Origin of the sequence: Microcystis sp. M079S1 (genome assembly GCF_020246425.1) — a bacterium.
GTDB classification, from domain to species: Bacteria; Cyanobacteriota; Cyanobacteriia; order Cyanobacteriales; family Microcystaceae; genus Microcystis; species Microcystis aeruginosa.
On record NZ_JADBSZ010000189.1, the window covers coordinates 1 to 25,259 of the forward strand.

Here is a 25,259-nt window from a genome sequence, read left to right on the forward strand (position 1 = left end):
TCTTGCCTCTGTCCAAAACTGTAGGAGTAAAAAATGTCTAATAATTTGCTCTAATAAACTGGCAACACGAAACTTTTTTTCGTTTCCCAAGTCTTCTAACTCCTCGATTAAATTATCTAAATCTAAAGCGTCAAATCTTTTCGCTTTTAAGAGTTCGATAGTTTCTTCTAACCAGAGGGAATCATCAATTTCGTAGAGAATTTTTAAGTCGGGAATAACAGTCATTATCATCTCCTTTATTCGTAAGGTGGTAGCCAATTAGGATCGAGAAGTTCTTCTAAACTGTAGGGACAAGTATCGGGAAAGTTGACTTTATTATCAGTTTTTTGACGAACATATCGCACGGACTCAAAGTAAATTTGCTCAAATTCCTGTTCTAGATATTGACGAAGATTTGTAGTTAAATAACGTTTTAGTTTATCTTTAAAACTCACTATCTCTGCTTGCCAATGAGCCTGATTATAATCTCTTTCCCTTGTCCAAAATTGCAGTAACAAAGCATGACGAATAATTTGCTGTAAAAAACTAGCAACACGAAACTTTTTCTCGTTACCCAAGTCTTCTAACTCCTCGATTAAATTATCTAAATCTAAAGCGTCAAATCTTTTAGCCTTGAGCAGTTCTATGGTTGCTTCTAACCAGAGAGAATCATCAATTTCGTAGAGAGTTTTTAAGTCGGGAATAACAGTCATTTTTTATCTCCTTTATTTGTAAGGTGGTAGCCAATTAGGAGCGAGCAGTTCTTCTAAACTGTAGGGACAAGTATCAGGAAAGTTGACTTTATTATCGGTTTTTTGACGAAGATAGCGAAGGGCTTTTTCATAAATAGTTGCCAAATTATGTTCTAGATAATTTCTTAAATTAGTCGTCAAATAAGTATTAAGTTCATCTTTAAAATTGATAATTTCTGAACGCCAATGAGCCTGATTATATTCTCTTTCACTTGTCCAAAATTGTAATAATAAACAATGTCTAATAATTTGCTGTAAAAAACTAGCAACACGAAACTTTTTCTCGTTTCCCAAGTCTTCTAACTCCTCGAGCAAGTTTTCTAAGTCTAGCGCTTCAAAATTTTTAGCCTTGAGCAGTTCGATAGTTTCTTCTAACCAGAGAGAATCATCAATTTCGTAGAGAGTTTTTAAGTCTAGAATAACAGTCATTTTTTATTTCCCCTAGAATTGGCAATAGTGACCAGTTAAACCGATCACTAAAGCTTTTTCCTGTTTATATACTAGATAATTTTAGCGGAGCGCAGACCGAAAAAGAGACCGAGGGCAATTCCGGTAAAAACGATCAGATAACCCGCCAAAGCAGCAACAGCTAACACAGACATGGTGAAAATCTCCCAAGTAATTTAATCTTTTTTAGCATTGTACCGTTATTCTTGCCCTTCCCCTTCCTCGTCTTCTATATCTTCCCCAAAGCGCTGCTGGGGGGGAATTGCGGCGACAATTGCCTCGATTACCTTGCCGACTGGAACAATTTCTAAGCCCACATCTTCGGGATAAACTTGACCTCTAGGGACAATCGCCCGTTTAAAGCCCAATTTAGCCGCTTCTTTTAATCTTAGTTCCATTTGCGACACTAGGCGCACTTGTCCGCCTAATCCCACTTCCCCGATTAAGACTGTGCGCGGATCCACGACTCGATCGCGAAAACTGGCAACAACAGCGATCGCAACTCCCAGATCCGCCGCCGGTTCTTCCACTCCCAACCCTCCTGCGGAGGCAACATAGGCATCTAATTTCGATAAAGGAATGCCGACGCGCTTTTCTAAAACGGCGAGAATTTGCTGTAATCGGTTGTATTCTATGCCCGTGGTCGATCTTCGCGGGGAAGCGTAGCTGGTGGGGCTAACTAATGCCTGTAACTCCACCACAATCGGGCGTGTACCTTCACAGGCTACCACCGTCGCCGTACCGGGGGAAAATTCGTCGCGATTGCCTAAAAACAATTCTGAGGGGTTTTCCACTTCCACCAAACCGTGATCCACCATCTCGAAAATACCGATCTCATGGGTTGCCCCAAAACGGTTTTTCACGGATCTTAAGAGACGATGGGAGGCATAGCGATCGCCTTCAAAATATAACACCGTATCGACCAAATGTTCCAAAACTCGCGGACCGGCGATCGCCCCTTCTTTAGTAACATGACCGACAATCAATAAAGTAATATTCTCCCGTTTTGCCACCTGCATCAAGGCGGAGGTACATTCGCGAACTTGGGCGACAGATCCCGGTGCGGAAGTTAACGCCCCAAAATAAAGAGTTTGAATACTGTCAATTACCGCCACCTGTGGGCGTAGAGATTCTAATTCTCGCAAAATTTCCTCTAAATCGGTTTCTGGCAGAACGTAGAGATGATTATCGAGTTCTGCGGTTGATTCAGAGGCTTTTTTCTCCTTGCCATTGCCGTTATTTTCCGACTCCACGGGAACCACTCCCACCCCCAAACGGGCAGCCCGCAGTTTAATCTGTTGTCCCGATTCTTCAGCGGAAACGTAGAGGATGCGCGGTAATCTTTGGGCGAGTTGGTTGGTAACTTGCAGTAAAAGCGTCGATTTGCCGATACCCGGATCGCCGCCGATTAGTACAAGAGAACCGGGGACAATGCCACCACCGAGAACGCGATCGAATTCCCCGTAACCGGAGGGAAAACGTTCCTGTTCATACTGGGTAATTTCCGAGAAGCGAACCGAGATGCGCGGTTGGGGGTTGCGTTGCCCTTTGCCGTTATTTGGGCGACTATTTTGCCATCCTGGGCGATTTACCGCCGGATTATTGCCACCAGCTACCACTTGTTCTTCTAGCGTCCCGTAGGTGTCACAACTGGGGCATTTTCCCAACCATTGGGGAGATTCCGCCCCACAAGCACTACAGATATATATTGTTCGCGATTTCGCCATGTTTTTTAAGAAAAGTTGAAGAAAAGCGGTTTGGGGATCAATTCTCTTGTCAAATTTAATTAAGTATGATAGGGGGGAAGGAAGACCATAAAGTTATTGATAATTGCCATAAAAGAAATAAAATAGGAAATTTAGGCTTAATGATAACGGCAAAAGGATATTCTATAAACAGGAACGCTCGTTATTTAACTTTAAAATTCATCACACTATTTAACTAAGGAGTGTTAATTCAGTTGGAGAACCAGAAGGAAAAAATTCTCGTTGTTGATGATGAAGCCAGCATCCGTCGTATCTTAGAGACTCGTTTGTCGATGATTGGTTATGAAGTCGTCACCGCCGCCGACGGCGAGGAAGCTTTAGAAACCTTCCGCACCGCCGAACCCGATTTAGTGGTTTTGGATGTGATGATGCCGAAATTAGACGGTTACGGTGTCTGTCAGGAACTCCGCAAAGAATCGGATATTCCTATCATTATGTTAACGGCTTTGGGGGATGTGGCCGATCGAATTACCGGGCTAGAATTGGGCGCGGATGACTATGTAGTTAAACCTTTTTCTCCCAAAGAACTCGAAGCGCGGATTCGTTCGGTGTTGCGTCGGGTAGAGAAAAATGGCGCCCCGGGGATTCCCAGTTCCGGTGTGATTCATATCGGTTCAATTAAAATCGATACCAATAAACGCCAAGTTTATAAGGGGGATGAACGCATCCGTCTGACCGGTATGGAATTTAGTTTACTAGAATTATTGGTCAGTCGATCGGGAGAAGCTTTTTCGCGCTCGGAAATCCTTCAGGAAGTTTGGGGTTATACCCCCGAACGTCATGTGGATACGCGGGTGGTAGATGTGCATATTTCCCGTTTACGAGCCAAATTAGAGGATGATCCCAGCAATCCTGAGTTAATTCTCACCGCTAGAGGTACAGGCTATCTTTTTCAACGTATTCTAGAACCAGACGAGGAATAGTTCTCAGCTATGGCACAAGCTGATCCCAATCGTATTTTAAGACTGTTACCCCTGTTCGCCGGCATCGTCGGGGGTACGGTATTAATGTTTAATCGTTTTGCCACTGCCGATCTAACCCCATCGCAAGCGCGTTCCGATGTGATGGGAGTGATTTTGAGTGGGGTTTTAATTTTGGTGGGTTTAATCTGGCAAAGAGTTCAACCCCGCTTACCGGATGCTGTGGAATTAATCGGGCGCGAAGGCCTGGAATTTGCCCCAGATTTGCCAGAACCGGTTAAAATTGAGCTTGCTTGGGCTTCCCATTTACTTTTAACTAACACCGTGACAAAATCTCTGATCGTTTATTATCGGGGAGAAGTTTTATTACGTCGCGGTATCTTAAGCCAGAATTCTGAAGTTAAAGTTAGTAATATTATCAAAAGAGTTTTAGAAACCGGTAAAGCCGTTTATTTAGTTAATTTAAATTTATATCCCGCTAAAATCGAGTTTGACTATTTGCCAGAAAACAGCCAAGGCTTAATCTGTCAACCCATCGGTAAGGAAGGGGTGTTAATTTTGGCGGCAAATGCGCCGCGCAGTTATACTAAACAAGATGAAATTTGGATCGAGGGAATTGCTGATAAATTAGCCAACACTTTCAGTCAGTTTTAGACGATTTCAGTTGAGTAGGGAAAAAAGATGCCAAGAATCCAGTTTAGCAATCTTCATATCTGGTTGTAGGGCGATTTTGTCCAAAATTGGCACAAAGCAAGAGAATTGCTTGAGTATCGGCGGCGAACATCTAAGAATCTCCCCATGAATTCATCTACTTTTGATCGCTTGATTACCCGCGGCGAAAATTTCGATGCAGTATTAGCGATCGCCAAAGTAACCACTTCTATTCAGATTCTACCAGTTTATTTTCCCTTGATCGCCCCAGCATTTATGCTAAATTTACTGGTAGAATACTGGGGATTTACCCCGCCCACTTCAGTCTGTTAAACTCAACTGTTCATAGCTCTGAAAATTTCACGAACAGAGATTTTTTCGATCAAACAACCTATAAAAAAGTTGTCTAGCCGTAATTCCTATAATTCAATCACACCTGCTATTAATTTCCAGCAGGGAGCTTCTCCTTCCCAATTTGCCGAAGAGACCCAAGGCAGACTAAGACTGACGGTAACAAAACAGTTTTGCTGAGGTTGATAGCCTGTATTTAATTTCTCGACAAATACGGGATCAGTTATCTTTGCTTCTGTCAAACTGTTACCATTCGCTGTTGTAATTGTGCCACGCCACTCAAAATTTCCTTTTGAATTTTCTTTTTGATATACTCTAAAACTCTGCACTTGAATCAACTGGAGAGTATAACGTTGATTGAAATTAAGGTTTTTCAAATAAGAAGGATTAACATATTTAATTGAATTGTGCAGTATTTTTGTTGGGGTTCTACAATACTTTCCCAAATCATTGATATTGAATCTACCTACACATTTCCATTCACCGGGTAAAACGGAAAGATTTTCCGATTCAAACCCAAAATCATTGCCAGTATCAGCAAGGGGAATTTCGAGAATATCTAAAACTTTTGGTTCTTTATCAGAAATTAGTCTAACTGATCGTGGAACCCTGCCATCTTCTGGATAAAGAGAATCACACACAGGACGAACCCAATTTCCTGAACCAATATCAATTCCAGCGATACAGCGTTCATTTAATTTCCATGAATTAGCAAGACAGACAATTTTTTTCAGAGATGACATATATTGACATTCCCCCATTTCTCCTTTAAATATTCCGCCACTAAACGACGGTGACAATTATGAGGTTTTGCCTCACTACAGAGTAAACAAGCGTTATTAATTACATCTGGAGAAACTTTTGTTTCAATCCTGCGGCTACTAATAAGTTGTCTAAATTTTTGTTCGTATATTGTCCAATCAACTTTTTTCTTTTTATATTCATCAAGAATATCTTGAGTTGGAGCTAAGTCTAAAACATGAACATAGTCAATTCCACCGATGACTTTTAAAAAATATTCTAGGTCAGCTTTTTTACTAAATCCTGCTAACTGGGAAACATTATTTAGACGAGTATCTATAACTCTCTTAACACCAGCTTTTTGTAAGTCATCAAAGAACTTCTGTGCAGTCTTTTGAGTAAAGCCGATTGTAAAGAGATTGATTGTCCTGTTCATAATGATTACCAGTTGTTTCTATATAAGCAATTGCATCACCCTGAAGCTTATAAGCTTTCTCCAAACATGCTGCTTTTGTGAGAAGATTGCTATTTGGCTCGACAAATAAAGAAAGCTGAATTTCTTTTTGATTACTGGCTGCAAAATCGGTCAAACTATGTTTGAACAGCATTCTTTCTTCCAGATGCTCATGAGATTCCAAGTCACCATTTTTTAGAATATGATAAATATCTAAATCGAAATGACGTAGATGTTGACAAACCAGAATCGCTCTATGACATTCAATCGGGTCTTTCTCCGCACACATAAGGGCAATTCGATGTTTTTTCACTCCCTGTAAAATTCGTTCAATTCCATGATTAAAAGCTGATGTTTTAGCAATTTTTTCGTATAAAGCTTGACCATTGACATAACATTCTTGGCTGCTCGGTCTGGCTCCTAATTCCTTGCCCAAAAACACATAGTAAATGCCTTCACTTTTTAAAGCATTTGACAATATTGACTGATTAAAATGCTTGAGAAATCGGCTATAAGGATGAGAACGAACATCAGCAAGGGCAGTTATATTATGCTTCTTAAGTAGAAGCATAAATGAGGCAATTTCGTGATTAGAGTGACCGATGGTGAATAACTGCATCAATATTATTATTCCTTCGATGAAAGCCTACAATAATCATTGTAGATCAACGATTGCCTAGAGAGGGGAACAGACCATCTGGCTAGAAGTGACTCTATAGGCAGAATATCCTAACTTCTAGCCCTGGTTATCGGTCAGGGGTCGATGTTTCTCGACCAAATCGATCGCCTGGGTGACACTTTCGGGGAAAATTACCACTAAACCACCCTCAGAAACCGTGCTTAAAGCCTTCTCTAAAGCCTCCGTTTCATCGAGAATAACTTCCGGACGCAAACTGGCATTTTCTTGGCTAATTCCCCTGAGAATTAAATCGGCCACTTCCCCCCGGCGGCGACCGCGAGTATCGTTATCTTCCTTAACAATAATTCGATCGAACATAAGCGCCGATAATTTCCCTAATAAAATTAAATCATCATCGCGTCGATCGCCAGGTCCGCCGACCACGCCGACCTTTTCCCCAGACCAATTGCCGACAAAACCGCCGACGGCTTCGTATCCAGCGGGATTATGGGCATAATCGATTAAAGCGTGATGGTGTCCCAAGTCAAACAGGTTCATCCTGCCGGGGGTCTGGGCCACGGAAGGTTTAAAAGTTCGCACCCCTTGGCGAATTAACTCGATATCGATACCCTGCACAAAAGTCGCTAAACAGGCGGCCAGGGCGTTAGCAATCATAAAAGGAGCCATTCCCTGCATAGTCACGGGAATATTAACCGCTTCCTCGATTCTCAGCGTCCATTCTCCCTCTAGAATCGACAGATAGCCATTCTCATAAATGGCGGCCATGCCACCGCGACGGATATGGTCGTGAATAATCGGGTTATCGGGACTCATGGAAAAATAAGCGACTCTTCCCTTAACTTTTTCGGCCATACTAACGGTCAAAGGGTCATCGGCATTTAAAACCGCGTAACCCTCGGCGCTAACCACCTCGGCCACAACGCTTTTTACTTTCGCCATTTGTTCGATGGTGTCGATATCACCGATACCTAAATGGTCGGCGGCCACATTTAACACCACTCCCACATCGCATTGATTAAAAGCTAAACCCGATCGCAGGATACCACCCCGGGCCGTTTCTAACACGGCAATCTCGACCGTGGGCTCCTTCAAAATCATACTGGCGCTGTAGGGACCGGTGTTATCGCCCTTTTCTACCAGATAATCATCGATATATACGCCGTCCGTCGTGGTAAATCCGACTACTTTCCCCGTTTGTCGGCAAATATGAGAAATTAAGCGGCTAGTGGTGGTTTTGCCGTTAGTTCCCGTAATTGCCAGAATTGGCACGCGACTGGGAGTCCCGGGAGGGAATAACATATCGATAACTGGGGCGGCGATATTGCGAGGTAAACCGCGACTAGGGGCGACGTGCATCCGAAAACCGGGGGCGGCGTTGACTTCTACGATCACCCCGTCCACTTCTTTCAGGGGTTTGCGGATATCATCTGTCACCACATCGATACCGGCAATGTCCAAACCGATTAATTTTGCCACTCTTTGGGCGATCCAGACGTTTTCGGGGTGAATTTCGTCGGTACGATCCACGGCGATGCCGCCGGTGCTTAAATTAGCGGTGGCCCGCAGATAGGCGATCGCTCCTTGGGGTAAAATGCTGGTTAATTCATAGCCCTGTTTTCCTAGCACATTAAGGGCGGTTTTGTCAATAGTTATTTTAGTTAAAACGTTGGCATGACCGTCACCCCGGTTGGGATCCTGATTAGTAATTTCGATTAATTCTTCTATAGTTGAGCGCCCATCACCGACGACGTGAGCGGGGATCCGTTCGGCCACGGCGGCGACTTTGCCGTTTATGACTAAAATTCGGTGATCACTGCCTTTATAGTACCTTTCTACAATCACGCTGCGGGTTTTCGAGGCGGCACTGGCTAGATCATAGGCTTCCGCTGCTTCCTGCTGATTTTTAACATCGATGCTGATGCCCCGGCCGTGGTTGCCATCGAGGGGTTTAATCACGATGGGAAATCCTCCCACTTCCTCGATTGCCTCTGACAACTCATCCAAGTATTGAATCACCGTACCCCGGGGGACAGGAATTCCAGCATCCTTGAGGATAGTTTTCGTGCCTTCCTTGTCACAGGCCAACTCAACGGCTAAAATCCCCGAAAAACTGCTTAAAGTGGCTTGAATGCGCTTTTGGTGAACGCCATAGCCCAACTGCACCATGGAACGAGCGCTCAGGAGTAACCAAGGAATATTTCTAGCTTGTGCTTCTTTAACGATGGTTTCGGTACTCGGACCGAGGGCAGCATTATTGCATAAATCGCGTAAATCGGCTAAATCCTGGGCCAATTCTTCCTGAGGATAGGTTCCCGTATCGACAATTGATTGACACAAACGCACGGCAGCCCGACCCGCATAACGTCCCGCTTGCTCGTCAACGTACTCAAATACCACGTTATAGACTCCGGGGGTGGAGGTGGCTCTAGTGCGACCAAACCCGACGGGAGTTCCCGCCAGTTCCTGCAATTCTAGGGCGATATGTTCGATAATATGGCCCATATAAGTACCAGTGCGGACTCGTTCAAAGAAACCGCCGCGATAACCGGGGGAGCAGTAATGTTCGACTAAACTGGGCAGAACGTCGATTAATCCCTCGTAAAAGCCGGGGATTTCATTCGATGGCTTCTCTGCCAGATCTTCGAGATCCAGACGCATAACAATGAGCTTGTCGCGACGAATACTCCAGTAGTTGGGACCGCGCAGGGTTTGGGTTCTGAGAATTTTCATGATATAGCTGATGTTCGCTGTTGAGAAGCACAAAGAAGCCGTTGTTTATTGTCTGGTTTTCCGAGATTAGTAAACTGTTCATCGTGAACAGTTTTTCAGGAGTTTTTTTACCCCAATTTAGCGATCACTTGCTGTTTTTTGAGATGATAGCCATCACCGTAGGCAAGAATATGTACCCGCAGATTATGCAGACTCAGGGGTTCGTTAGCGGTGACGTGATGGTGGTTGGTGTGGGACATTGCCCTGGCATCAATTACCGTCACTGTACCGCAGCCGATTACCGTCATCGTGCCATCCCGTTCAAACATAGCGCAGGTATCCTCATCGATGCCAATTCCTAAACGTTCGGGATAACCGGAGATAGCGCTCATTAACCGAGCCATGCGGTTGCGATTGTGGAAGTGTTGATCGACAATGACTTCAGGAATGAGACCTAATCCCATGGCCATATCCACTAGGGCCCGATTGGGTGCTTCCCCGCTGCTGCCCCCAGCAATCATGTGATGACCCATAACGGCGGCCCCGGCGCTAGTTCCGGCCAGAGTCAGTTCTCCCTGTTGCACTCTTTGTCTGATCCTTTCCATCAGGGGGGTATCGGAGAGCAACCCGCATAAACGCAGCTGGTCGCCTCCGGTCATAAATACACCCGTACATTCTTCGATGTAGGCTTGAAATTGGGGGTCTTCTCCCTGTACACGATCGCGAATATCGATAACTTTGACGTATTTTGCCCCCATTTCCTCGAAAATCTTCTGATAGCGATCGCCGATTAAAACCGGTTCTCTGGAAGCGGAGGGAACAATAGCGATCACTGCTTCGCTACCCCCGGCGCGATTCCAAAAGGTGTGCAGTATCTCTTTACCGTGGACTTTATCCTCGGCACCACCAATGACTAAAATCGCCGTTTTGAGAGATATGGGGGTAGGATTTTCGTGGTGTTGGGTTTCTAGCTCGATGATCATGTCACTGAACGAATAGACATTTTTAGGGATGGAAGGTTTTTCGGGAAGATGGACAAGTATTTTAATGTTATTTTCCCTGAACGGTTGACGGAAAAAAATGCGGTTTAGGAATATTTTTCGGGACATCAAGCAATAGTAGAGGCGATTTTAGCAATTTTCTTCGATCCACTGGCAATGACGGACTGTTAGTTAACTTTAAGTCTAGGCTAGACTTCGATCACTCAAGCTAGAGCCAGAAAAACCCCTAGACAGTACAGCATAGTCTATCATGTTATCGAGATAGACTAGCGCCAAATTAGCAAGATTTTAACCGATCGAACCGTGACAAAATGATACATTAAACACTATCCCAGTCTAGGCCTTAATTTTCCCCGTGCAGTTTGACATTATCACTCTCTTTCCCGATTTTTTTACTTCACCGCTGCAGTCGGGGTTGTTGGCAAAAGCTCTCGAACGCGACATCGCTAGGGTAAATTTGGTCAATCTCCGGGATTTTGCCCACGATAAACACCGTCGTGTCGATGATGAACCCTACGGTGGTGGTGTGGGAATGTTATTAAAACCAGAGCCAATTTTTGAGGCGATCGAGTCTTTAGAAATTTTACCACCCCGGGAGATCGTGCTGATGACTCCCCAGGGGGAACCGCTCAATCAAGCTTTACTGAAAACTTGGGCCAGTAGTTATCGGCAGTTAATTCTCATCTGCGGGCATTATGAAGGGGTAGATGAGCGGGTTTGTGAGCATTTGGTGACTAGAGAGGTATCTTTAGGGGATTTTGTCCTAACTTGTGGGGAAATCCCTGCTTTAGCGATTATTAACGGGGTGACGCGGTTGTTACCCGGGACGGTAGGTAAGGCAGAATCGTTGAAATTGGAGAGTTTTGAGGCAGGTTTATTGGATTATCCCCAATATACCCGGCCGCCGGTCTTTCGCGGTTGGCAAGTGCCGCCGGTTTTGCGATCGGGTAATCATCAGGATATCGCTGATTGGCGCTATCAACAACAACTCGATCGCACTAAGGAACGTCGTCCAGATATCTGGCAAAAATGGCTAGAGGAACAGGATTAATCCCCAAAAATGCTGGCTCGCTGCCTACAATTTCAGGTGATTAAGGGCTAAATTCCTTTGTTGGAGAGCGAATTGATGGCTAGGCTCTAGTTTTAGGGTTTGGTTAAAAGAAACCACTGCTTCCGAGAAACATTTTAACTTGTAGAGACAACAACCCCGTTGATACCATGCCTCAGCCTTTTGGGATTGTAACTGTAAAGCCTTATTATAAGCGGCGACCGCTTCACTGAGTCGTTCTAATTCCCGTAAAGCTTCGCCTTTACTAAACCAGACATTAGCATCGGATTTAATGGACAGGGCTTGATTATAAGCCGCTATACCTTCCGCATAATGTTGCATCCGACATAAAATCATGCCCTTGTAATGCCATGCTTCCAGATAATCTGGCTGCAGTTGAATTGCCTTATCCCAAGATGCGATCGCTGCGCTGATTTGTCGTAAATTAGCTAAAGCGATGCCGCGATAAAACCAAGCCCGAGCATTATTAGTCTCTAATTGAATTACCTGATTAAAAGACCCTAAAGCTTCAGGAAAACGCCCTAATCGTTGCAAGGCCAGACCGCGATTATACCAAGCATTGACAAAATCGGGCTTTTTCCGCAGGGACTGCTGATACAATTGAACTGCTTCGAGATACTGCCCCAAATCGAGATGCGCGTTACCACGATAAAACAGTTCCTCTGCTGAAATTTCCGACACTAAAGCTTGTTGTTGACGCAATTGCAGTAACTCTTTTATGGCATCTAAAACTTCTGCTGCCGAGGGAAAGCGTTGGCGCCAGTCATAACGGGTCATTTTATCGACAATAACTGCTAGATCATCTCTAACATCGGCCTGATTGCGCCAAGCGATTTCTCCGGTTTCGGCATCTTCGGGAAATTGCGTCGGTTTGAGACCAGTCAAGGCTTGAATAGCGATGATTCCCACGGCATAGACATCGCTAGACAATCGCGGTTTATTTTGCGCCTGTTCACTAGGCATATAACCAGGGGTGCCAATCCCAATGGACACACTGGTCTGTTTTGCTTTTAGCCATTGAGTCCCCACTTGTTTGACTCCGCCAAAGTCGATTAAAACTAGCTTGCCCTCTTGGCGACGGATAATATTATGGGGTTTGATATCTCGGTGAATAATATTATTTTGATGGACAAAAGCGAGAACTTCCAAGATATCTTTTAATAACTGAATTACCTGATTCTCTTCTAAACGCTTACCCTTAGAGATTTCCTGACTAAGATCGTGACCATCGATAAATTCTTGAACGATATAAAAAGACTTATTTTCCTGAAAACTGGCGAAAAATTGCGGTATTTGAGGATGATGGCCGAGTTTTTCTAAAGCTCTGGCCTCACTCTCAAATAATCCTATAGTAACTTCGTTAACCACTTGGGTGATTAACTGTTTGACCACACATTGAGGACGGCCGGGGCGATAGTTATCTTGGGCTAAAAAAGTTTGACCGAAAGCCCCTTGACTTAGAGGTTTAATAACTTGGTAACGTCCCCCGATAATTAGTTTCATGGTAGCGGATTATCTTTACCCTAGGGCAGCTTGACGGGACGGTTAACAGCCAAAGGGGTTAACTTGCTCATGCCCATCTTGCCAGTTAATTGATATATTACATCAATTGTCGTCAGAAGCGGGTAACGCGACTCGAACGCGCGACATTCACCTTGGGAAGGTGACGTTCTACCACTGAACTATACCCGCAAAAGTCTCCCTAATCATAGCATTGACCCCCCCGCCAGAGCAACTGCCCTAGGCTGTTTTCCATCACCGCGCCAGTGCAATTTGTCGGCAAAACTGGCCTGGTGGGAATTTAACATTTTTTCCTGACAGGACAGTAGGGCCTTTTCTAGCTGTTGATCGGCATTTTTTCGGCTTTCTAGCGGCTTTTGTTGATAAACCCCCAAAATACTCCCCAAGCACGGCCAAGGGCAGGAAAACCGTGCTGGAGAACATTTTTTTGATCGCTTGCCTCAATCGCTGCTGCTGGTAAAATCCAGTAAACCCTCCCTCATAGCTGACTAGCGCAGGAAACTGCCCCCATTAGTCCCACTTGGGCATTAAGGACGATATGAACGGGAATATTGCTTAATAGCTCCGTCATCCGACCTTTAGCCCGAAAAGCCTTCATAAAGCTACCCTCGGTCATTAGGGGAAGATTTTTGGCCGCAATCCCTCCCGCTATGTATAATCCTCCGTAGGGAAGCAACTTGAGGGCTAAATTGCCCGCTTCCGCACCGTAGGCCTCGACAAAGATTTTCATGGTTTGATAACAGAGATAATCCGAGTCATCTTGGGCAAAACTGGCAATTTTAGCCGCTAAATCGACGGTTTTTTGCGTTTTACCCATTTCTTCTAACCAAGTGCGGTAAATTTCCGCCATGGCCGGTGATGACTGACTATAGTTACTATCGTGGAGAAATCGATAGATAGAAGTGATTCCAGGGCCGGAAACCACTCGCTCCACCGAAATTCGCTCGATATTATAGAGTTCCAAGAGATAATTTAATAGTTGATATTCTAAACTCGATCGGGGGGCAAAATCGGCGTGGGAACCCTCACTACCAAACACCCGATATGTACCCTTCGAGACAGGGATCAAAAAACCCTCTCCTAACCCCGTTCCTGCACCGATAACCGCAATCGGGGCCTCTGGTACTGCTGGGGCCGACTGTAGATTGTGCAGCTCCTCTGGGGCTAATCCTAACACCCCATAACCGATCGCCGCAAAATCATTAATTAATTTTACTCGCTCAATCTGCAGCTCACGGCTTAGGCGATCGCCAGTTAGGAACCAACTTAAATTAGTCAATTCGGAACTATTGTTAACCACCGGACCGGCAATACCGAAACAAGCTTTTGTCACTGGGGGAATAGTGACTTGTCGGGCCAAAAACTGCTGGACGATCGGCACCAGATCGGGGTATTGTTCACTGGGATAAATTTCTTGATCGAGAGTAGTTAGCAGGGGTTGGGGACTATCCGATGAGTTTTGGCAATCCACTAAACGCAGGATTGTTTTAGTTCCCCCGATATCTCCCCCTAAAAGAATCGTCATGCTGGTTTTTCCCTTAGTTTGTCCCCATAATTATAGTTTTTTACCCCTTCTCCCCGGCAAATTTAAAGGCCACTAATTCTATACTATAGTGAAAGATGGTAATGCCTAAGCCCTAATTAAGGATTGATTAATCGTCGCTCCGGGGTTTGAATGGGGATTTGCTAGAGGACAGAAACGGGACTGAAAGACATTTTAGGTCTAACTGTAGCCTCAAGGCGATCGATAGGGCGGCAGAACCTATCACTGTCCCCATAACTTTTTAAGATAGACCAGAGAGGGAGAAATTAGCTTGGGTGTAGAACTTCGCAGTTACGTTTATCTTGACAATTTACAGCTTCAACACGCCGCTTACATCGGTACAGTCGCCCAAGGATTTTTACCCTTACCCGGGGATGCTTCCCTCTGGATTGAAATTTCCCCCGGCATCGAGATTAATCGCATCACCGATATTGCCCTCAAATCCGCCGTGGTTCGTCCGGGAGTTCTATTCGTAGAACGACTCTACGGACTCTTAGAACTCCATTCTAGCAGTCAGGGAGAGGTAAGGGCGGCCGGTCAGGCAATTTTGCAGTATTTAGGCGTTAGTCAGCGCGATTGTCTGAAACCGCAAATTGTCTCTAGCCAAATTATTCGCAACATTGACGCTTACCAAGCCCAATTAATTAACCGTAGTTCTCGGGGTATGATGTTAATGGCAGGACAGACTTTATATGTTCTAGAAGTGCAACCAGCCGCCTACGCTTCCCTGGCCGCTAATCAGGCCGAAAAAGCCGCTTTAATTAATATCCTACACGTTACTTCCGTGGGCAGTTTTGGCCGCTTATATTTAGGGGGAGAAGAACGAGATATTATCGCCGGTTCCAGGGCGGCAGTTTCAGCTTTAGAAAATATTCAAGGTCGAGCTTTTCCGGGTAGCGACAAAAAAGAATAAGCTAATAAAGGCCGGAGGCAAAAGGCAAGAGGTGGTTAGATATGTATAATTAGGGCTTGCTGAATAAATGTGAAATGTAGGCAAGGTAAGGGTTTTATGGCTTTTCTCGCGAAACAGGTGCAAGATTTTGAGAGAATCGTCGTTAAAAACCTTGCGTCTTCATCAGCCCGAGTCCTGTAGGGGCGAAGCATTCGGGCAATAACCTATCGGTGAAACCGGAGATTTTCTATCCGAATGCTTCGCCCGTACTTTTTGCCGCAAACCCTAATTAATTGTGTCTAGCTACTTACTAAATCCTGTTTAACAGCTATAGGATAGTTGGGAGTGGGAAGAAGGAAGATGAAGTTTGAGCATTTGTACTAAATAGCCGACAAAAGGATTTCGCCCTATTGAGGAGATTCAAAAATTAGTTCGCTATTATTCAGTTTTTCAACGACTAACTTGCGATAGAGTGTCACCTGCCGGAGGATTTGGTCGGGATTATTTTTCTTGTTAGAAAACATGATCATTTTAATTGATTCAAATTCTATTCTTGTGATCACACCATCTTTGATCGCTCGTTCAATTGTAACTCGTAAATATTCTAATTCTTGGCTTTCCTCTGGGGTAATTTCTAGACTGTTAGGACGTTCTATTTTCATGATCGATCGATTGTTCTTACCTGCTAACTGATAACTGGATAATCACGGCTATTTTTTCACACTTTCACGATCGGTGGAGAGAGAGTTTCCTTCTGGTTAGAAACGGCCAGATTATTATTTTGGCCGTTATTTTGCGGCAATTGTCCAGAAGCTAAATTTTGCCCCTCTCCCGTAATCAAACGAGCGCCACGACCGCGGGTAAAATAATTCCAACCCCATTGCACCATCACCACTAATTTATTATCAAATTCGATCAGATAGTAAATATGGGCCCAAACCCAGACTAACCAAGCGATGAACCCGGAAAACTTGACAAATCCCAAATCAACCACGGCCGCATTTTGGCCGATAACTGCCAGACTACCTCGATCAATATAATGAAAAGGTTGAATAGTTTGCCCTTTTAGGCGAGAAATTAATAAATTGGCCAGATATTCGCCCTCCTGCATGGCCACGGGGGCAATTCCGGGTAAAGGTTTATCTCCCTGATGGGCAAAATTAGCCAGATCCCCGATCACAAAAATATTGGCATAACCAGCGATACTTAAATCCGGTTCGACGATTACCCGGCCGACGCGATCGAGATTTACCCCGGTTCTTTCGGCCAAAATTCGCCCCATTCTCGATGCTTTTACCCCTGCTGCCCATAAAATTGTCTCGGCGGCGATTTCTGTCGTCTTTTCTCCCTGACGGACGCTGACACAACCTTCAACAATATTGGTAACGATGCTGTTGGTTTGCACTGTCACCCCTAATTTTATGAGAGAAGCGGCAGCTTTAGCGGATAAATCGGGCGAATATGGAGGTAATACCCGATCCATCCCTTCTAAGAGCAAAATTTTCGCTTCTGTGGGGTTAATCTGGTGAAAATCAGACCTAAGCGCACCGTGGGCAATTTCAGCGATCGCTCCTGCTAATTCTACCCCCGTCGGTCCGCCACCGACAATAACAAAAGTTAATAAAGCTTGCCGCTTTTCGGCATCGATTTCTTTCTCGGCCTTCTCGAAAGCGAGATAGATGCGACGACGCATTTCTACTGCGTCTTCAATGGTTTTTAACCCTGGAGCGTAGGGCTGCCATTGATCATTGCCAAAATAGTGATGACTGACTCCCGTGGCAATGACTAATTGATCGTAGGCGATCGGCGGGTGATCTTTCAAGATCACTTCTCCCTTAACTGGATCTATATCTATGGCATGATCGAGGAGAATATCTGTATTCTCATGGCCCCGTAGGATTAAGCGCAAAGGTGAGGAGATATCGGCCGGAGACAGCGCCCCAGTAGCGACTTGATAGAGGAGGGGCTGAAAAAGATGGAAATTTCGCTTATCGATGAGGGTAACATGAACGGGGGCGTTTTTTAGGGCTTTGGCCGTGTATAAACCCGCAAATCCGCCGCCTATGATAACAACTCTTGGCTGTTTTTCAGTCATTGCTTAACAATAATTCATAAATTTTTCCCTAGTGTAGTCCGGATTGTCACAATTTAGCGGTGACAAGCGTTACCGAAAACAGCAGTCTTTAATCTAGAAAAAAATATAAATACTCGCTTTTTTGGCCAGCGAGGAGGGCAAAACCAACGAAGTACAGGGACTCTGATCTGCTCGAAAAACTTAAAAAGACCGCTACGCCGTTTTACCTAAGTTTATGACCTGGGTTAACCAGGTGGGAACTTATATTCCGCGTTTCTGTTTCCGAGTACAAGCTCGGTTTACTACCACACGAATTGGTTATTTGCTCCCTTATCACAATCAAGCATAGATCAAAAAACTTGAAAGGCAGTCACCAACGTAGAAGCCCGATTTAGTTTTATCGTAGCATTTTTTTTTCTCAGAGGCAAGAGGGGCGATTCAGTGATCAGTGATCAGTGATCAGATTTGAGTTTTCAGTTTACTGTTTACCGACCACAGCCAAAAAGCCTGCCAACACCCAGCAATTCCCAATTCAAACGGTAGCACAGAATACAGAACCAGTCTTACTCTTGCCTTTCAAAATGGAGTGAAGGGTTTGAACAGTGGGTTTCGGGGGAATGGAAGTCAAACAACTGGGTTTTATGGGGATGCTGAGCTATTTCCAGGTAGTTATCCCTGGGATAACTGACCCTCGAAGTGCCAGCAATGCTACCCGCTACAGTCTGAAAGACGCAATATTAGGGGCATTCGCCGCCTTTTTTCGCCAGAATGAATCATTTCTAGAATATCAGCGTCAACTTAATAGTCGTTGTGGACGAGATAATGCTCAAAGTATGTTTGGTTTGGTCAATATCCCGACAGTAGAGCAGATGCGGAACATCCTCGATGGAATAGCCGCAAAGCATCTTTTTCCCCTGTTCAAATGGATTGATCAAGGTCTGGGAGACCAAGGCTATTTAAGGCTGTTTGCAGCCTTGGATGGCAACTTACTCGTCGCCCTAGATGCTACTCATTACTATAGTTCAGAGAAAATTAGTTGTCCTTGTTGCTCAAGCCGCACCTCAAAACAGGGAAAGATAACCTATCAAATCAGGAGAAAGGTAAAATTGGCTAAAGATTTAGTTTATCAAGCAGCCAAAAACGCTTTGATCAAAGATAATTGGTTAATTACTCATGACCCTTATACGATAAGTTTTGGAGGGGTGAATATGGCTGTCGATTTAGGCGCAGAAAAGCTGATTGCTGCGACTAAAGATCATCAAAAGATTGCCGTAGAAATTAAAAGTTTTTTAGAGGGGTCTTCAGCGATCTCAGAATTTCATACTGCTCTAGGACAATTTATTAATTATCGGGCGGTTTTAAAGAGAAAAGATCCAGATAGAGTCTTGTTTTTAGCTATTCCTAGTTTTACTTACGACACTTTTTTCTCTTTAGATTTTACCCAATTAATGATTAGAGAAAACCATTTAAAATTAATCATTTTTTCGCCAAATCAGGAGGTAATTTTAACATGGATAAATTAGCAAAATATCGTCAATTAGTCAAAAATATTCTCTCAGAATATACTCAATATAAACCCACTTGTAATGATTTAGAAATTCAAGCTATTTTTGATGAACAAAAAGAACATTATCAGGTCGTTACCTTTGGGTGGGAAGGCGAAAAGTATGTACATTATTGTCTCATTCATATTGATCTCAAGTCTGATAAAATTTGGATTCAATGGAATATGACAGAACAAGATATTGCTGAAGACTTAGTTAAATTAGGTGTTCCTAAAAAAGATATTGTCATTGGCTTTCATCCTCCTATACTTCGTCAATTGACCGATTATGCAGTAGGATAAATTAATTTATCCTACTGAAATAGATCCAAGTTAACTGTCTGTTTCTTGGGGGCTATCTGTTGGTGACTTTGCTTTTTTTGATAGAACACCTTTTACTTTTGTTGCCGCTAAACCTAATCCTAGTAATCCTAGACCAAAGATGTTAGAAGGTTCAGGGACACTTTTGGGGGGCTGTGCGACAGATTTAATTGCCAGACGATCGAATATAAGAAAATCACCTGAGCCACCACGAATACCAATTGAATTAATGGTTTCATTAGTAGAAGCATCTAATCGAATGTAGATGCTTCTACTGAAAGCACCTAGTAGTGGTGCTGGAGCAAAATTATCAAAGTCGGCAAAATCTACACCATTTACAATTAAGGTCGAACTATTAGAGCCAGTGAATTCTAGATTGGAAATTCCCAAGCCAATGGATGTAATTTTATTGGAAAAAGATAAGGTTGTTGTTGAATACGCCCGGGTTGGTTGATACGAACCTTGTCGATTATTATTCAAGGTTAAATTACCATCCCAAGTATTGCCAGTTAAACCGTCAATAGTAATGGGATTATAAGTCTTAGGTAAGCTACTAACGGGACCAAGATCTGGCGATTTCCATTCTATTGATAGTCCAGGAATTAGAGTGGTATCTTCAAAGTCTTCAATCTGAAATCCTGTTATTCCCGCGATTGCGTCACTAAAACCGATGGGTGAAAATGTGGTAAGTGTGATTGCTTGAGCAGAATTTATTCCGATGAAGGATAATAGCGCAGCACCCGTAACCGTTGTGATTGATGCGTGAAAAATTAGACGATTCATGATAAATTTTCTCCTTAATTTAATTACTTCAAAACTTTAACAATCGAACTGAAACAGATTACTCTTCAAAAAACTCAGCCCTAATTAAATTTGAGACCTTAATTGTGGTGAATTGATTTTCTCCAGATATGCTGGCAAATCATCCAGAGAAAGCAATGCCAAAAGACTTAACTTAGTTTCATTGACTTTCTCCAAAAATCCCAACACCTTTGCCTCAAACATCTCAGCATTAATCTCAACAAAAACATAACCAACTCTGTCTGATAAAACCTCCTCAGAAATCTCGACAAAATCCTCACCCAGCATCACAGAACAACACTCTACTTTCCCCTTACCCCTCACCACCAAATCCGCTACAGCTAAACGCGATTGTAGGATAGGATTCCAGCTATCACTCGCTTCCAAATCTGTGGCAATACCCAGAGACCGTAAGCAACAGTTGACCGCATACACAGCCAAAGTATTGAGATAGACTTGTTCAGCTAGAGCAAAATCAGAATGTTGTTGACAAAAATAATCCGCGATTTCATGGGCTTCCCTTCCTAGAGCAATCAAAAATACAGAACTATGATTAATTCGTGTCGGCATTATCTTGATTTCCCCCCATTGGAAGCTTAAATTTTCCACAAAAATCCCTGCAAACTCAGCCAGTGAGTTTTTCAAAAGCTATTCACCTCCTCAAAAAATTACAAATAAGACAGAATTTCCTGTCCGATTAAAGGCGCAACCGTCTTCATCTGGCGCGAGAAAAAATTCTTCACCACTGCCACAGTCAAACTAAAAGAATCCGCGATCTCCTGCCAAGATCGCGCCTCCAATCGCGCCCTCAAAATTGCCTTCAAAGTCGCCTTCGGGCAATTATGGACATGATGGCGAGACAACAACTCCGGATCAGACTCAATATACTCAGCGATCAACTCCGACAAACAAAGCTGCTCCACTGGTTGAGCCAAATTCTCAAAGACAACAGACTCACCGCTCACCTGCTGTAAAGGCGATACCGATAACGTTGCCCTTGCCAGATCCAGAAAAACGCGATCGCCCAAAGCCCGATTAGCCTTTCTTAGCCCAGATAACCGACAGAGAACCGCCAACCAGACAAAACTTTGTTCATCAATCGCGATCCCTTTAACCTGTAACCTTAACCAGAAACCCAGCCCAACCTTAGCGACTAGACTAACCATTGCCGTCAGTTGGTACTTGCGACGAATCAGTTGCTGCTTCTGCGCCCTGACCAGCGGGTCAAGCGTTTCGGTATATGCCTCCCGCAACAGAATATCCAGGCGATAGTTGACCCAAGCCAGAAAACTGCCCCGGTCAGGATCGAACTGGTCGAGGTGGAAAGCAACCCAACATAACGTTCGATTAACCGCATCCTCATAGACCTCTACCGAATAATGACCTCGACCCCGTAGCCGACCCGAAAATCGCAGAGCATCAAGTAACCGAGCGATCGCGGCTTGCTGCTGCAAACCCACTGTCCCAGTATAGGAACGCGCTTGCAGGGCGAGGTATTGCAGGTCATCATCATCGGTTTGCTTCAGGGAAGTTCCGCGATCGCGATGGGAGACAATGGAATTCAGACGAACTTCAGAAGAGGAGAAACAGGGTTGGGTTAACGGCATAGATGATGTTCTCAACTGCTTTCATAAAAGAAATCACCTCAAACTCCTGCGAACGTCTCAAGTTGTCACAAAACTTTATATTTTAGAAATTTAAATGACGGTCAACCCCCTGATTGACTAAAGCGATTTCTTGGAATGAATATCCCGGCAGCCTCCATTAACGGTGCGTTCACTGGCGCTAGCGACACCCTACCTCGATCAATTTTGCTACATTCTGAATTTGTAATTGCTGGCCAACACCTGATCTTGTTTGCTCTGTGAAAGTCTGGGACTACAATAGAGAAAAGTGACAATTTTTGCCAGAGTGATCACCGAGGACTAATAAAGAATGACGGCTATCCTAGGGAAACCTGCCACACTTAACACTCCGATTCTGCACCGTCTTGCCAATGGTTTAACGATTATTGCCGAAAGTCAACCGGTAGAAGCGGTTAATCTCAATGTCTGGCTGCAGGTCGGCTCGGCCTTAGAATCGGATCAGATCAATGGGATGGCTCATTTTCTCGAACACATGGTTTTTAAGGGAACCCGTAAATTAGACAGTGGTGAATTTGAACGGGCGATCGAATCGAGGGGAGCGGTGACTAATGCCGCTACTAGCCAAGAATACACCCATTATTACATTACCACTGCCCCGCAGGACTTCGCCCATCTGGCCCCGCTGCAGCTAGAAGTGGTTTTAGAAGCTTTAATCCCCGATGAAGCTTTTGAGCGGGAAAGACAGGTTATTTTAGAAGAAATTCGTCGTTCTCAGGATAATCCCCGTCGTCGCACTTTTTATCGCACCATGGAGACTTGTTTTCAAGTTTTACCCTATCGTCGTCCGGTGTTGGGTCCGACGGCAGTGATTGAAAATCTTACTCCTCAACAAATGCGCGATTTTCATCAGACTTGGTATCGTCCCGAATGGATGACGGTGGCAGTGGTGGGTAATTTGCCTGTAGATGATTTAATGGCTATTGTGAGCGATTCTCTAGATACTTTAGGCAGTAAGGGCAATTCTGGGCTGATTTCCCATCCTATCGCCCATCTAAAGCCCGAAGCTCCTTTTAACGAGATTATCCGTCAAGAATACGAGGATGAAAATTTGCAGCAGGCCCGCTTAATCCTATTTTGGAAAGTGCCGGGGTTGAGAGACTTAGAAAAAACCTATCCTCTCGATGTTTTAGCGGCTATTCTGGGTCAGGGCAAGGTATCGCGATTATTTCAATCTCTGCGCCAAGAAAAGGCCTTAGTTTCCCAAATAACTGCCAGTAATATGTCCCAAGCAGTGCAAGGAGTGTTTTCCGTGTCGGCCCAATTAGCCTCGGAAAATATCGAGCAAGTGGAACGGGAGATAGTAGCACAGATTGGACAAATTCAACAGGAAGCTGTGACAGTTTCTGAACTGGAACGAGTCAAAACCCAAGTGGCCAATCGGTTTATTTTTAGCAATGAAAGACCGAGCGATCGAGCTAACCTTTACGGTTATTATCATACTCAGATCGGTGATTTACAACCGGCTTTTTGTTATCCCCAACACATTGAAGCCCTCACTTTAGAGGATATTCAAAATGCCTGTCAAGAGTATTTAAATCCTAACGCTTACGGTGTGGTTGTGGTAAGACCAATTCAGTAATCAGTGAACAGTAATCAGTAATCAGTGAACAGTAATCAGTAATCAGGGATAAAGATGAAGATAAATAAATAACTAAATAACTAATTAACGGTTCTTCGTTACTTAGTATGGTTCGATAGGGGGGCATAAATCGACTAAATCCTTATCTGGCAAGAGACTTAATTGATTAGTTCGCTCTAGATAAAAAATAATTGACAAAAATCGCCAAATGCCTTTCTATATAAGGGTTACATCCCTTATAACCCCCGTCCATTGCATAACAAAAACCGAAGAACCTAATTAACTTACATCTGATAACTAAATAACTAATTAACTTAAAACTTACATCTGATAACTGATAACTGATAACTGATAACTGATAACCTATGTGGACTCAAATTGCCCGACATATTGCCCAAACCACGGAAAAACCTTTTGAAATTGAGAAAAGTCATCCCGTTAGTGGTGGCTGCATCAATCAGGGTTATGCGGTCAGTGGCAATGGTTTAATTTATTTCGTTAAGATTAACCAAGCGAACCAAGAGGCCATGTTTGCCGCCGAAGCTTTAGGATTAAAGCAAATTCACGCTACCAAGACTATCAGGGTTCCGGAGCCAATTTGTTGGGGAATTGCCGAGAAATCTAGTTATTTAGTGCTAGAGTGGTTAGAATTCGGCGGTGGCAATAGCCAAAGCTGGGAAAAAATGGGGCAAAATTTAGCTCGTTTACATCAAGTTTCCCTGTCCGATCGCTTTGGTTGGCAGTGTAATAATACCATTGGTTCTACTCCCCAGATTAATACCGTTAGTAACAGTTGGGCGGATTTTTTCGCTCATCAGCGTATTGGCTATCAATTAAGACTTGCGAAGGAGCGCGGCGGCAATTTTCCCGACGAGGATCAAGTTATTCCCGCTATTAGCGAGATTTTGAGTCAGCATCAACCCCATCCCTCCCTTGTCCACGGTGATTTATGGTCGGGAAACGCGGCCATTACCGTCGATGGGGAACCAGTAATTTTAGACCCTGCCACCTATTGGGGAGACCGGGAGGTAGATTTAGCCATGACGGAACTTTTTGGCGGTTTTCCGGCGGCTTTTTATCGGGGTTATAACGATGTTTTCCCCCTCGATGCTGGTTATCAACAGCGCAAAACTCTTTACAATCTCTACCATATTCTCAACCACTTTAATTTATTTGGTGGTGGTTACGCTTCCCAGGCCAATCGGATGTTACAGGAAATTCTTTAAGGGTTTTACTTGTGATACTAAATCCGGTTATTAAAAACTGATTATTTATTCTCCGTTTTGCCTTTTGCCTTTTGCCTCTCCTTATAGAATCCATTTGGTATCTTAGGATACAGCTAATCGTCGTAGTAGAAGTCGAAGAAAACAGAGATGAATTTTGGTGGTGGAGTGCTCTAAAGTGCGCTCAAAATTTTTGACTAAAGATTTGCAGCGTTCCATCCAAGAATTACTTCTTTCAATCACCCATCGAGTTTTTACAGGTACGAATCCTGATAAACCCTTCTCCGCTTTTTCGGTTTTTGACGGTTTTGGAGACAGTTCAAACTGAATTTTAGTCATTATCTCTGGATAGACCTTAACCAACTCTTTCTCTATTTTGTCAGGATGATAACCATTATCTACAAGAATAGTCGTCTTAGGCAGTTCCGACGGTTTTAACTTGAAATAGTCAATACCTCGAGTTAACAACTGAATCAATCCTTGATCATCAGATAGGGGACTTGCGTGGGAATAATATCCCAGCCAGGAAATCGCTCTGTAGAAGAATCAGACCAGCCAGATGGCATATTATCAAAGCGCAAGTCCCTTAGCTGCGGGGGCTCTCGAAGGCTCTCCCCCTACTTAGGGTGATCAGCA

The 25,259-nt window shown here is 43.9% G+C and carries 28 protein-coding genes, 1 tRNA gene and 1 other RNA gene; 9 read left to right on the plus strand and 21 right to left on the minus strand.

Going from position 1 to position 25,259, the window contains the following annotated elements; translation table 11 throughout:
• From IM456_RS12335 to radA, 5 genes are all read right to left on the minus strand, one after another.
• Positions 1–225: DUF29 domain-containing protein (locus IM456_RS12335; RefSeq protein ID WP_287694551.1), on the minus strand; the 225-nt coding region annotated here is incomplete at its 3' end.
• A gap of 11 nt (positions 226–236) precedes the next feature.
• Positions 237–692, minus strand: a complete 456-nt coding sequence (locus tag IM456_RS12340; RefSeq protein WP_287694549.1) for a DUF29 domain-containing protein — start codon at positions 690–692, stop codon at positions 237–239.
• Positions 693–704: 12 nt separating this feature from the next.
• Entirely contained in the window at positions 705–1,160 is a 456-nt protein-coding gene (locus IM456_RS12345; RefSeq protein WP_149986180.1) for a DUF29 domain-containing protein, read from the minus strand.
• Between the two features lie 71 nt (positions 1,161–1,231).
• Positions 1,232–1,333, minus strand: coding sequence for a cytochrome b6-f complex subunit PetL (petL, locus tag IM456_RS12350; protein ID WP_002752397.1), 102 nt, complete (start codon positions 1,331–1,333; stop codon positions 1,232–1,234).
• A 45-nt stretch (positions 1,334–1,378) separates the two neighbouring features.
• Positions 1,379–2,905 (minus strand): DNA repair protein RadA, encoded by a 1,527-nt coding sequence (gene radA, locus IM456_RS12355; protein ID WP_287694546.1) that lies wholly within the window; start codon positions 2,903–2,905, stop codon positions 1,379–1,381.
• 233 nt (positions 2,906–3,138) lie between these two features.
• Here radA and rpaB point away from each other — a divergent pair, with 233 nt between their 5' ends.
• The 3 genes from rpaB (at position 3,139) to IM456_RS12370 (ending at position 4,848) form a co-directional block, all read left to right on the plus strand.
• On the plus strand, positions 3,139–3,867 hold the full coding sequence (rpaB, locus tag IM456_RS12360) for a response regulator transcription factor RpaB (protein ID WP_002781934.1): 729 nt from the start codon (positions 3,139–3,141) through the stop codon (positions 3,865–3,867).
• A 9-nt stretch (positions 3,868–3,876) separates the two neighbouring features.
• On the plus strand, positions 3,877–4,518 hold the full coding sequence (locus tag IM456_RS12365; protein WP_287694544.1) for a cofactor assembly of complex C subunit B: 642 nt from the start codon (positions 3,877–3,879) through the stop codon (positions 4,516–4,518).
• Positions 4,519–4,662: 144 nt separating this feature from the next.
• Complete coding sequence (locus IM456_RS12370) at positions 4,663–4,848, plus strand: hypothetical protein (protein WP_061433146.1); 186 nt, start codon at positions 4,663–4,665, stop codon at positions 4,846–4,848.
• Positions 4,849–4,934: 86 nt separating this feature from the next.
• Here the strand turns inward: IM456_RS12370 and IM456_RS12375 are convergent, their stop codons facing one another.
• The 5 genes from IM456_RS12375 to IM456_RS12395 all read right to left on the minus strand — a co-directional run bounded on the left by IM456_RS12375 (position 4,935) and on the right by IM456_RS12395 (position 10,393).
• Positions 4,935–5,609, minus strand: a complete 675-nt coding sequence (locus IM456_RS12375; RefSeq protein WP_253881125.1) for a dual OB domain-containing protein — start codon at positions 5,607–5,609, stop codon at positions 4,935–4,937.
• A complete protein-coding gene (locus IM456_RS12380; protein ID WP_024969514.1) occupies positions 5,597–6,043 on the minus strand; it encodes a DUF488 domain-containing protein in 447 nt (148 codons plus the stop codon). Before IM456_RS12380 ends, IM456_RS12375 begins: the two co-directional genes overlap by 13 nt.
• Entirely contained in the window at positions 5,979–6,680 is a 702-nt protein-coding gene (locus IM456_RS12385; RefSeq protein ID WP_149986176.1) for a DUF488 domain-containing protein, read from the minus strand. Before IM456_RS12385 ends, IM456_RS12380 begins: the two co-directional genes overlap by 65 nt.
• Positions 6,681–6,797: 117 nt before the next feature.
• Positions 6,798–9,431 carry a cyanophycin synthetase gene (cphA, locus tag IM456_RS12390; RefSeq protein ID WP_287694534.1) on the minus strand — a complete coding sequence of 878 codons (2,634 nt, stop codon included), beginning with the start codon at positions 9,429–9,431 and terminating at the stop codon, positions 6,798–6,800.
• 107 nt (positions 9,432–9,538) lie between these two features.
• Positions 9,539–10,393, minus strand: coding sequence for a cyanophycinase (locus IM456_RS12395; RefSeq protein WP_061433142.1), 855 nt, complete (start codon positions 10,391–10,393; stop codon positions 9,539–9,541).
• 373 nt (positions 10,394–10,766) lie between these two features.
• Here IM456_RS12395 and trmD point away from each other — a divergent pair, with 373 nt between their 5' ends.
• Positions 10,767–11,462, plus strand: a complete 696-nt coding sequence (gene trmD, locus IM456_RS12400; protein WP_287694532.1) for a tRNA (guanosine(37)-N1)-methyltransferase TrmD — start codon at positions 10,767–10,769, stop codon at positions 11,460–11,462.
• Between the two features lie 24 nt (positions 11,463–11,486).
• Here trmD and IM456_RS12405 read toward each other — a convergent pair whose 3' ends face one another.
• From IM456_RS12405 to IM456_RS12420, 4 genes are all read right to left on the minus strand, one after another.
• Positions 11,487–12,983, minus strand: coding sequence for a serine/threonine-protein kinase (locus IM456_RS12405; RefSeq protein ID WP_287694529.1), 1,497 nt, complete (start codon positions 12,981–12,983; stop codon positions 11,487–11,489).
• Positions 12,984–13,100: 117 nt separating this feature from the next.
• Positions 13,101–13,172, minus strand: a tRNA-Gly gene (locus IM456_RS12410).
• A gap of 14 nt (positions 13,173–13,186) precedes the next feature.
• Positions 13,187–13,375 carry a hypothetical protein gene (locus tag IM456_RS12415; protein ID WP_253881123.1) on the minus strand — a complete coding sequence of 63 codons (189 nt, stop codon included), beginning with the start codon at positions 13,373–13,375 and terminating at the stop codon, positions 13,187–13,189.
• A 104-nt stretch (positions 13,376–13,479) separates the two neighbouring features.
• A complete protein-coding gene (locus tag IM456_RS12420; RefSeq protein ID WP_149986172.1) occupies positions 13,480–14,526 on the minus strand; it encodes a glucokinase in 1,047 nt (348 codons plus the stop codon).
• Between the two features lie 289 nt (positions 14,527–14,815).
• On the opposite strand from IM456_RS12420, the gene ccmP reads away from it, so the two are divergent.
• Positions 14,816–15,457 carry a beta-carboxysome protein CcmP gene (gene ccmP / locus IM456_RS12425; RefSeq protein WP_002766539.1) on the plus strand — a complete coding sequence of 214 codons (642 nt, stop codon included), beginning with the start codon at positions 14,816–14,818 and terminating at the stop codon, positions 15,455–15,457.
• 386 nt (positions 15,458–15,843) lie between these two features.
• Here ccmP and IM456_RS12430 read toward each other — a convergent pair whose 3' ends face one another.
• The 3 genes from IM456_RS12430 to ssrS form a co-directional block, all read right to left on the minus strand.
• Positions 15,844–16,098: a hypothetical protein gene (locus IM456_RS12430; protein ID WP_147072923.1), complete on the minus strand. Its 255-nt coding sequence runs from the start codon at positions 16,096–16,098 to the stop codon at positions 15,844–15,846.
• Positions 16,099–16,154: 56 nt separating this feature from the next.
• Positions 16,155–17,531 (minus strand): NAD(P)/FAD-dependent oxidoreductase, encoded by a 1,377-nt coding sequence (locus IM456_RS12435; RefSeq protein ID WP_287694520.1) that lies wholly within the window; start codon positions 17,529–17,531, stop codon positions 16,155–16,157.
• A 182-nt stretch (positions 17,532–17,713) separates the two neighbouring features.
• A non-coding RNA gene (gene ssrS, locus IM456_RS12440) (6S RNA) lies at positions 17,714–17,901 on the minus strand.
• Between the two features lie 226 nt (positions 17,902–18,127).
• Between ssrS and IM456_RS23340 the strand changes: the two genes are divergently transcribed.
• Positions 18,128–19,033, plus strand: a complete 906-nt coding sequence (locus IM456_RS23340) for an element excision factor XisH family protein (RefSeq protein ID WP_353737763.1) — start codon at positions 18,128–18,130, stop codon at positions 19,031–19,033.
• Positions 19,021–19,356 carry a XisI protein gene (locus IM456_RS12450; RefSeq protein WP_287694518.1) on the plus strand — a complete coding sequence of 112 codons (336 nt, stop codon included), beginning with the start codon at positions 19,021–19,023 and terminating at the stop codon, positions 19,354–19,356. Before IM456_RS23340 ends, IM456_RS12450 begins: the two co-directional genes overlap by 13 nt.
• Before the next feature lie 30 nt (positions 19,357–19,386).
• On the opposite strand, the gene IM456_RS12455 is transcribed toward IM456_RS12450, so the two are convergent.
• The 3 genes from IM456_RS12455 to IM456_RS12465 all read right to left on the minus strand — a co-directional run bounded on the left by IM456_RS12455 (position 19,387) and on the right by IM456_RS12465 (position 21,782).
• Positions 19,387–20,157, minus strand: coding sequence for a PEP-CTERM sorting domain-containing protein (locus IM456_RS12455; protein WP_287694515.1), 771 nt, complete (start codon positions 20,155–20,157; stop codon positions 19,387–19,389).
• A gap of 84 nt (positions 20,158–20,241) precedes the next feature.
• Positions 20,242–20,820: a DUF1822 family protein gene (locus tag IM456_RS12460; protein ID WP_287694510.1), complete on the minus strand. Its 579-nt coding sequence runs from the start codon at positions 20,818–20,820 to the stop codon at positions 20,242–20,244.
• A gap of 23 nt (positions 20,821–20,843) precedes the next feature.
• On the minus strand, positions 20,844–21,782 hold the full coding sequence (locus IM456_RS12465; RefSeq protein WP_287694508.1) for a hypothetical protein: 939 nt from the start codon (positions 21,780–21,782) through the stop codon (positions 20,844–20,846).
• Positions 21,783–22,110: 328 nt separating this feature from the next.
• Here IM456_RS12465 and IM456_RS12470 point away from each other — a divergent pair, with 328 nt between their 5' ends.
• The gene (locus IM456_RS12470) at positions 22,111–23,400 is read left to right on the plus strand and encodes a M16 family metallopeptidase (RefSeq protein WP_287694505.1); all 1,290 of its coding nucleotides are present in this window, start codon (positions 22,111–22,113) and stop codon (positions 23,398–23,400) included.
• 365 nt (positions 23,401–23,765) lie between these two features.
• The gene (locus IM456_RS12475; protein ID WP_287705334.1) at positions 23,766–24,626 is read left to right on the plus strand and encodes a fructosamine kinase family protein; all 861 of its coding nucleotides are present in this window, start codon (positions 23,766–23,768) and stop codon (positions 24,624–24,626) included.
• Positions 24,627–24,728: 102 nt separating this feature from the next.
• Here IM456_RS12475 and IM456_RS12480 read toward each other — a convergent pair whose 3' ends face one another.
• Complete coding sequence (locus IM456_RS12480; protein ID WP_253881121.1) at positions 24,729–25,091, minus strand: transposase; 363 nt, start codon at positions 25,089–25,091, stop codon at positions 24,729–24,731.
• Positions 25,092–25,259 lie beyond the last annotated feature (168 nt).

What these genes read in the sequence shown, in the direction of transcription:
- IM456_RS12385 (WP_149986176.1), bottom strand. Translation starts at nt 6,680, where the DNA reads ATGCAGTTATTCACCATCGGTCACTCTAATCACGAAATTGCCTCATTT.
- IM456_RS12420 (WP_149986172.1), bottom strand. Translation starts at nt 14,526, where the DNA reads ATGACGATTCTTTTAGGGGGAGATATCGGGGGAACTAAAACAATCCTG.
- IM456_RS12470 (WP_287694505.1), top strand. Translation starts at nt 22,111, where the DNA reads ATGACGGCTATCCTAGGGAAACCTGCCACACTTAACACTCCGATTCTG.
- IM456_RS12435 (WP_287694520.1), bottom strand. Translation starts at nt 17,531, where the DNA reads ATGACTGAAAAACAGCCAAGAGTTGTTATCATAGGCGGCGGATTTGCG.
- IM456_RS12345 (WP_149986180.1), bottom strand. Translation starts at nt 1,160, where the DNA reads ATGACTGTTATTCTAGACTTAAAAACTCTCTACGAAATTGATGATTCT.
- IM456_RS12375 (WP_253881125.1), bottom strand. Translation starts at nt 5,609, where the DNA reads ATGTCATCTCTGAAAAAAATTGTCTGTCTTGCTAATTCATGGAAATTA.
- IM456_RS23340 (WP_353737763.1), top strand. Translation starts at nt 18,128, where the DNA reads ATGGAAGTCAAACAACTGGGTTTTATGGGGATGCTGAGCTATTTCCAG.
- petL (WP_002752397.1), bottom strand. Translation starts at nt 1,333, where the DNA reads ATGTCTGTGTTAGCTGTTGCTGCTTTGGCGGGTTATCTGATCGTTTTT.
- IM456_RS12475 (WP_287705334.1), top strand. Translation starts at nt 23,766, where the DNA reads ATGTGGACTCAAATTGCCCGACATATTGCCCAAACCACGGAAAAACCT.
- IM456_RS12370 (WP_061433146.1), top strand. Translation starts at nt 4,663, where the DNA reads ATGAATTCATCTACTTTTGATCGCTTGATTACCCGCGGCGAAAATTTC.
- IM456_RS12380 (WP_024969514.1), bottom strand. Translation starts at nt 6,043, where the DNA reads ATGAACAGGACAATCAATCTCTTTACAATCGGCTTTACTCAAAAGACT.
- IM456_RS12365 (WP_287694544.1), top strand. Translation starts at nt 3,877, where the DNA reads ATGGCACAAGCTGATCCCAATCGTATTTTAAGACTGTTACCCCTGTTC.
- IM456_RS12450 (WP_287694518.1), top strand. Translation starts at nt 19,021, where the DNA reads ATGGATAAATTAGCAAAATATCGTCAATTAGTCAAAAATATTCTCTCA.
- IM456_RS12395 (WP_061433142.1), bottom strand. Translation starts at nt 10,393, where the DNA reads ATGATCATCGAGCTAGAAACCCAACACCACGAAAATCCTACCCCCATA.
- IM456_RS12465 (WP_287694508.1), bottom strand. Translation starts at nt 21,782, where the DNA reads ATGCCGTTAACCCAACCCTGTTTCTCCTCTTCTGAAGTTCGTCTGAAT.
- cphA (WP_287694534.1), bottom strand. Translation starts at nt 9,431, where the DNA reads ATGAAAATTCTCAGAACCCAAACCCTGCGCGGTCCCAACTACTGGAGT.
- IM456_RS12405 (WP_287694529.1), bottom strand. Translation starts at nt 12,983, where the DNA reads ATGAAACTAATTATCGGGGGACGTTACCAAGTTATTAAACCTCTAAGT.
- IM456_RS12340 (WP_287694549.1), bottom strand. Translation starts at nt 692, where the DNA reads ATGACTGTTATTCCCGACTTAAAAACTCTCTACGAAATTGATGATTCT.
- radA (WP_287694546.1), bottom strand. Translation starts at nt 2,905, where the DNA reads ATGGCGAAATCGCGAACAATATATATCTGTAGTGCTTGTGGGGCGGAA.
- IM456_RS12430 (WP_147072923.1), bottom strand. Translation starts at nt 16,098, where the DNA reads ATGAAAATAGAACGTCCTAACAGTCTAGAAATTACCCCAGAGGAAAGC.
- IM456_RS12455 (WP_287694515.1), bottom strand. Translation starts at nt 20,157, where the DNA reads ATGAATCGTCTAATTTTTCACGCATCAATCACAACGGTTACGGGTGCT.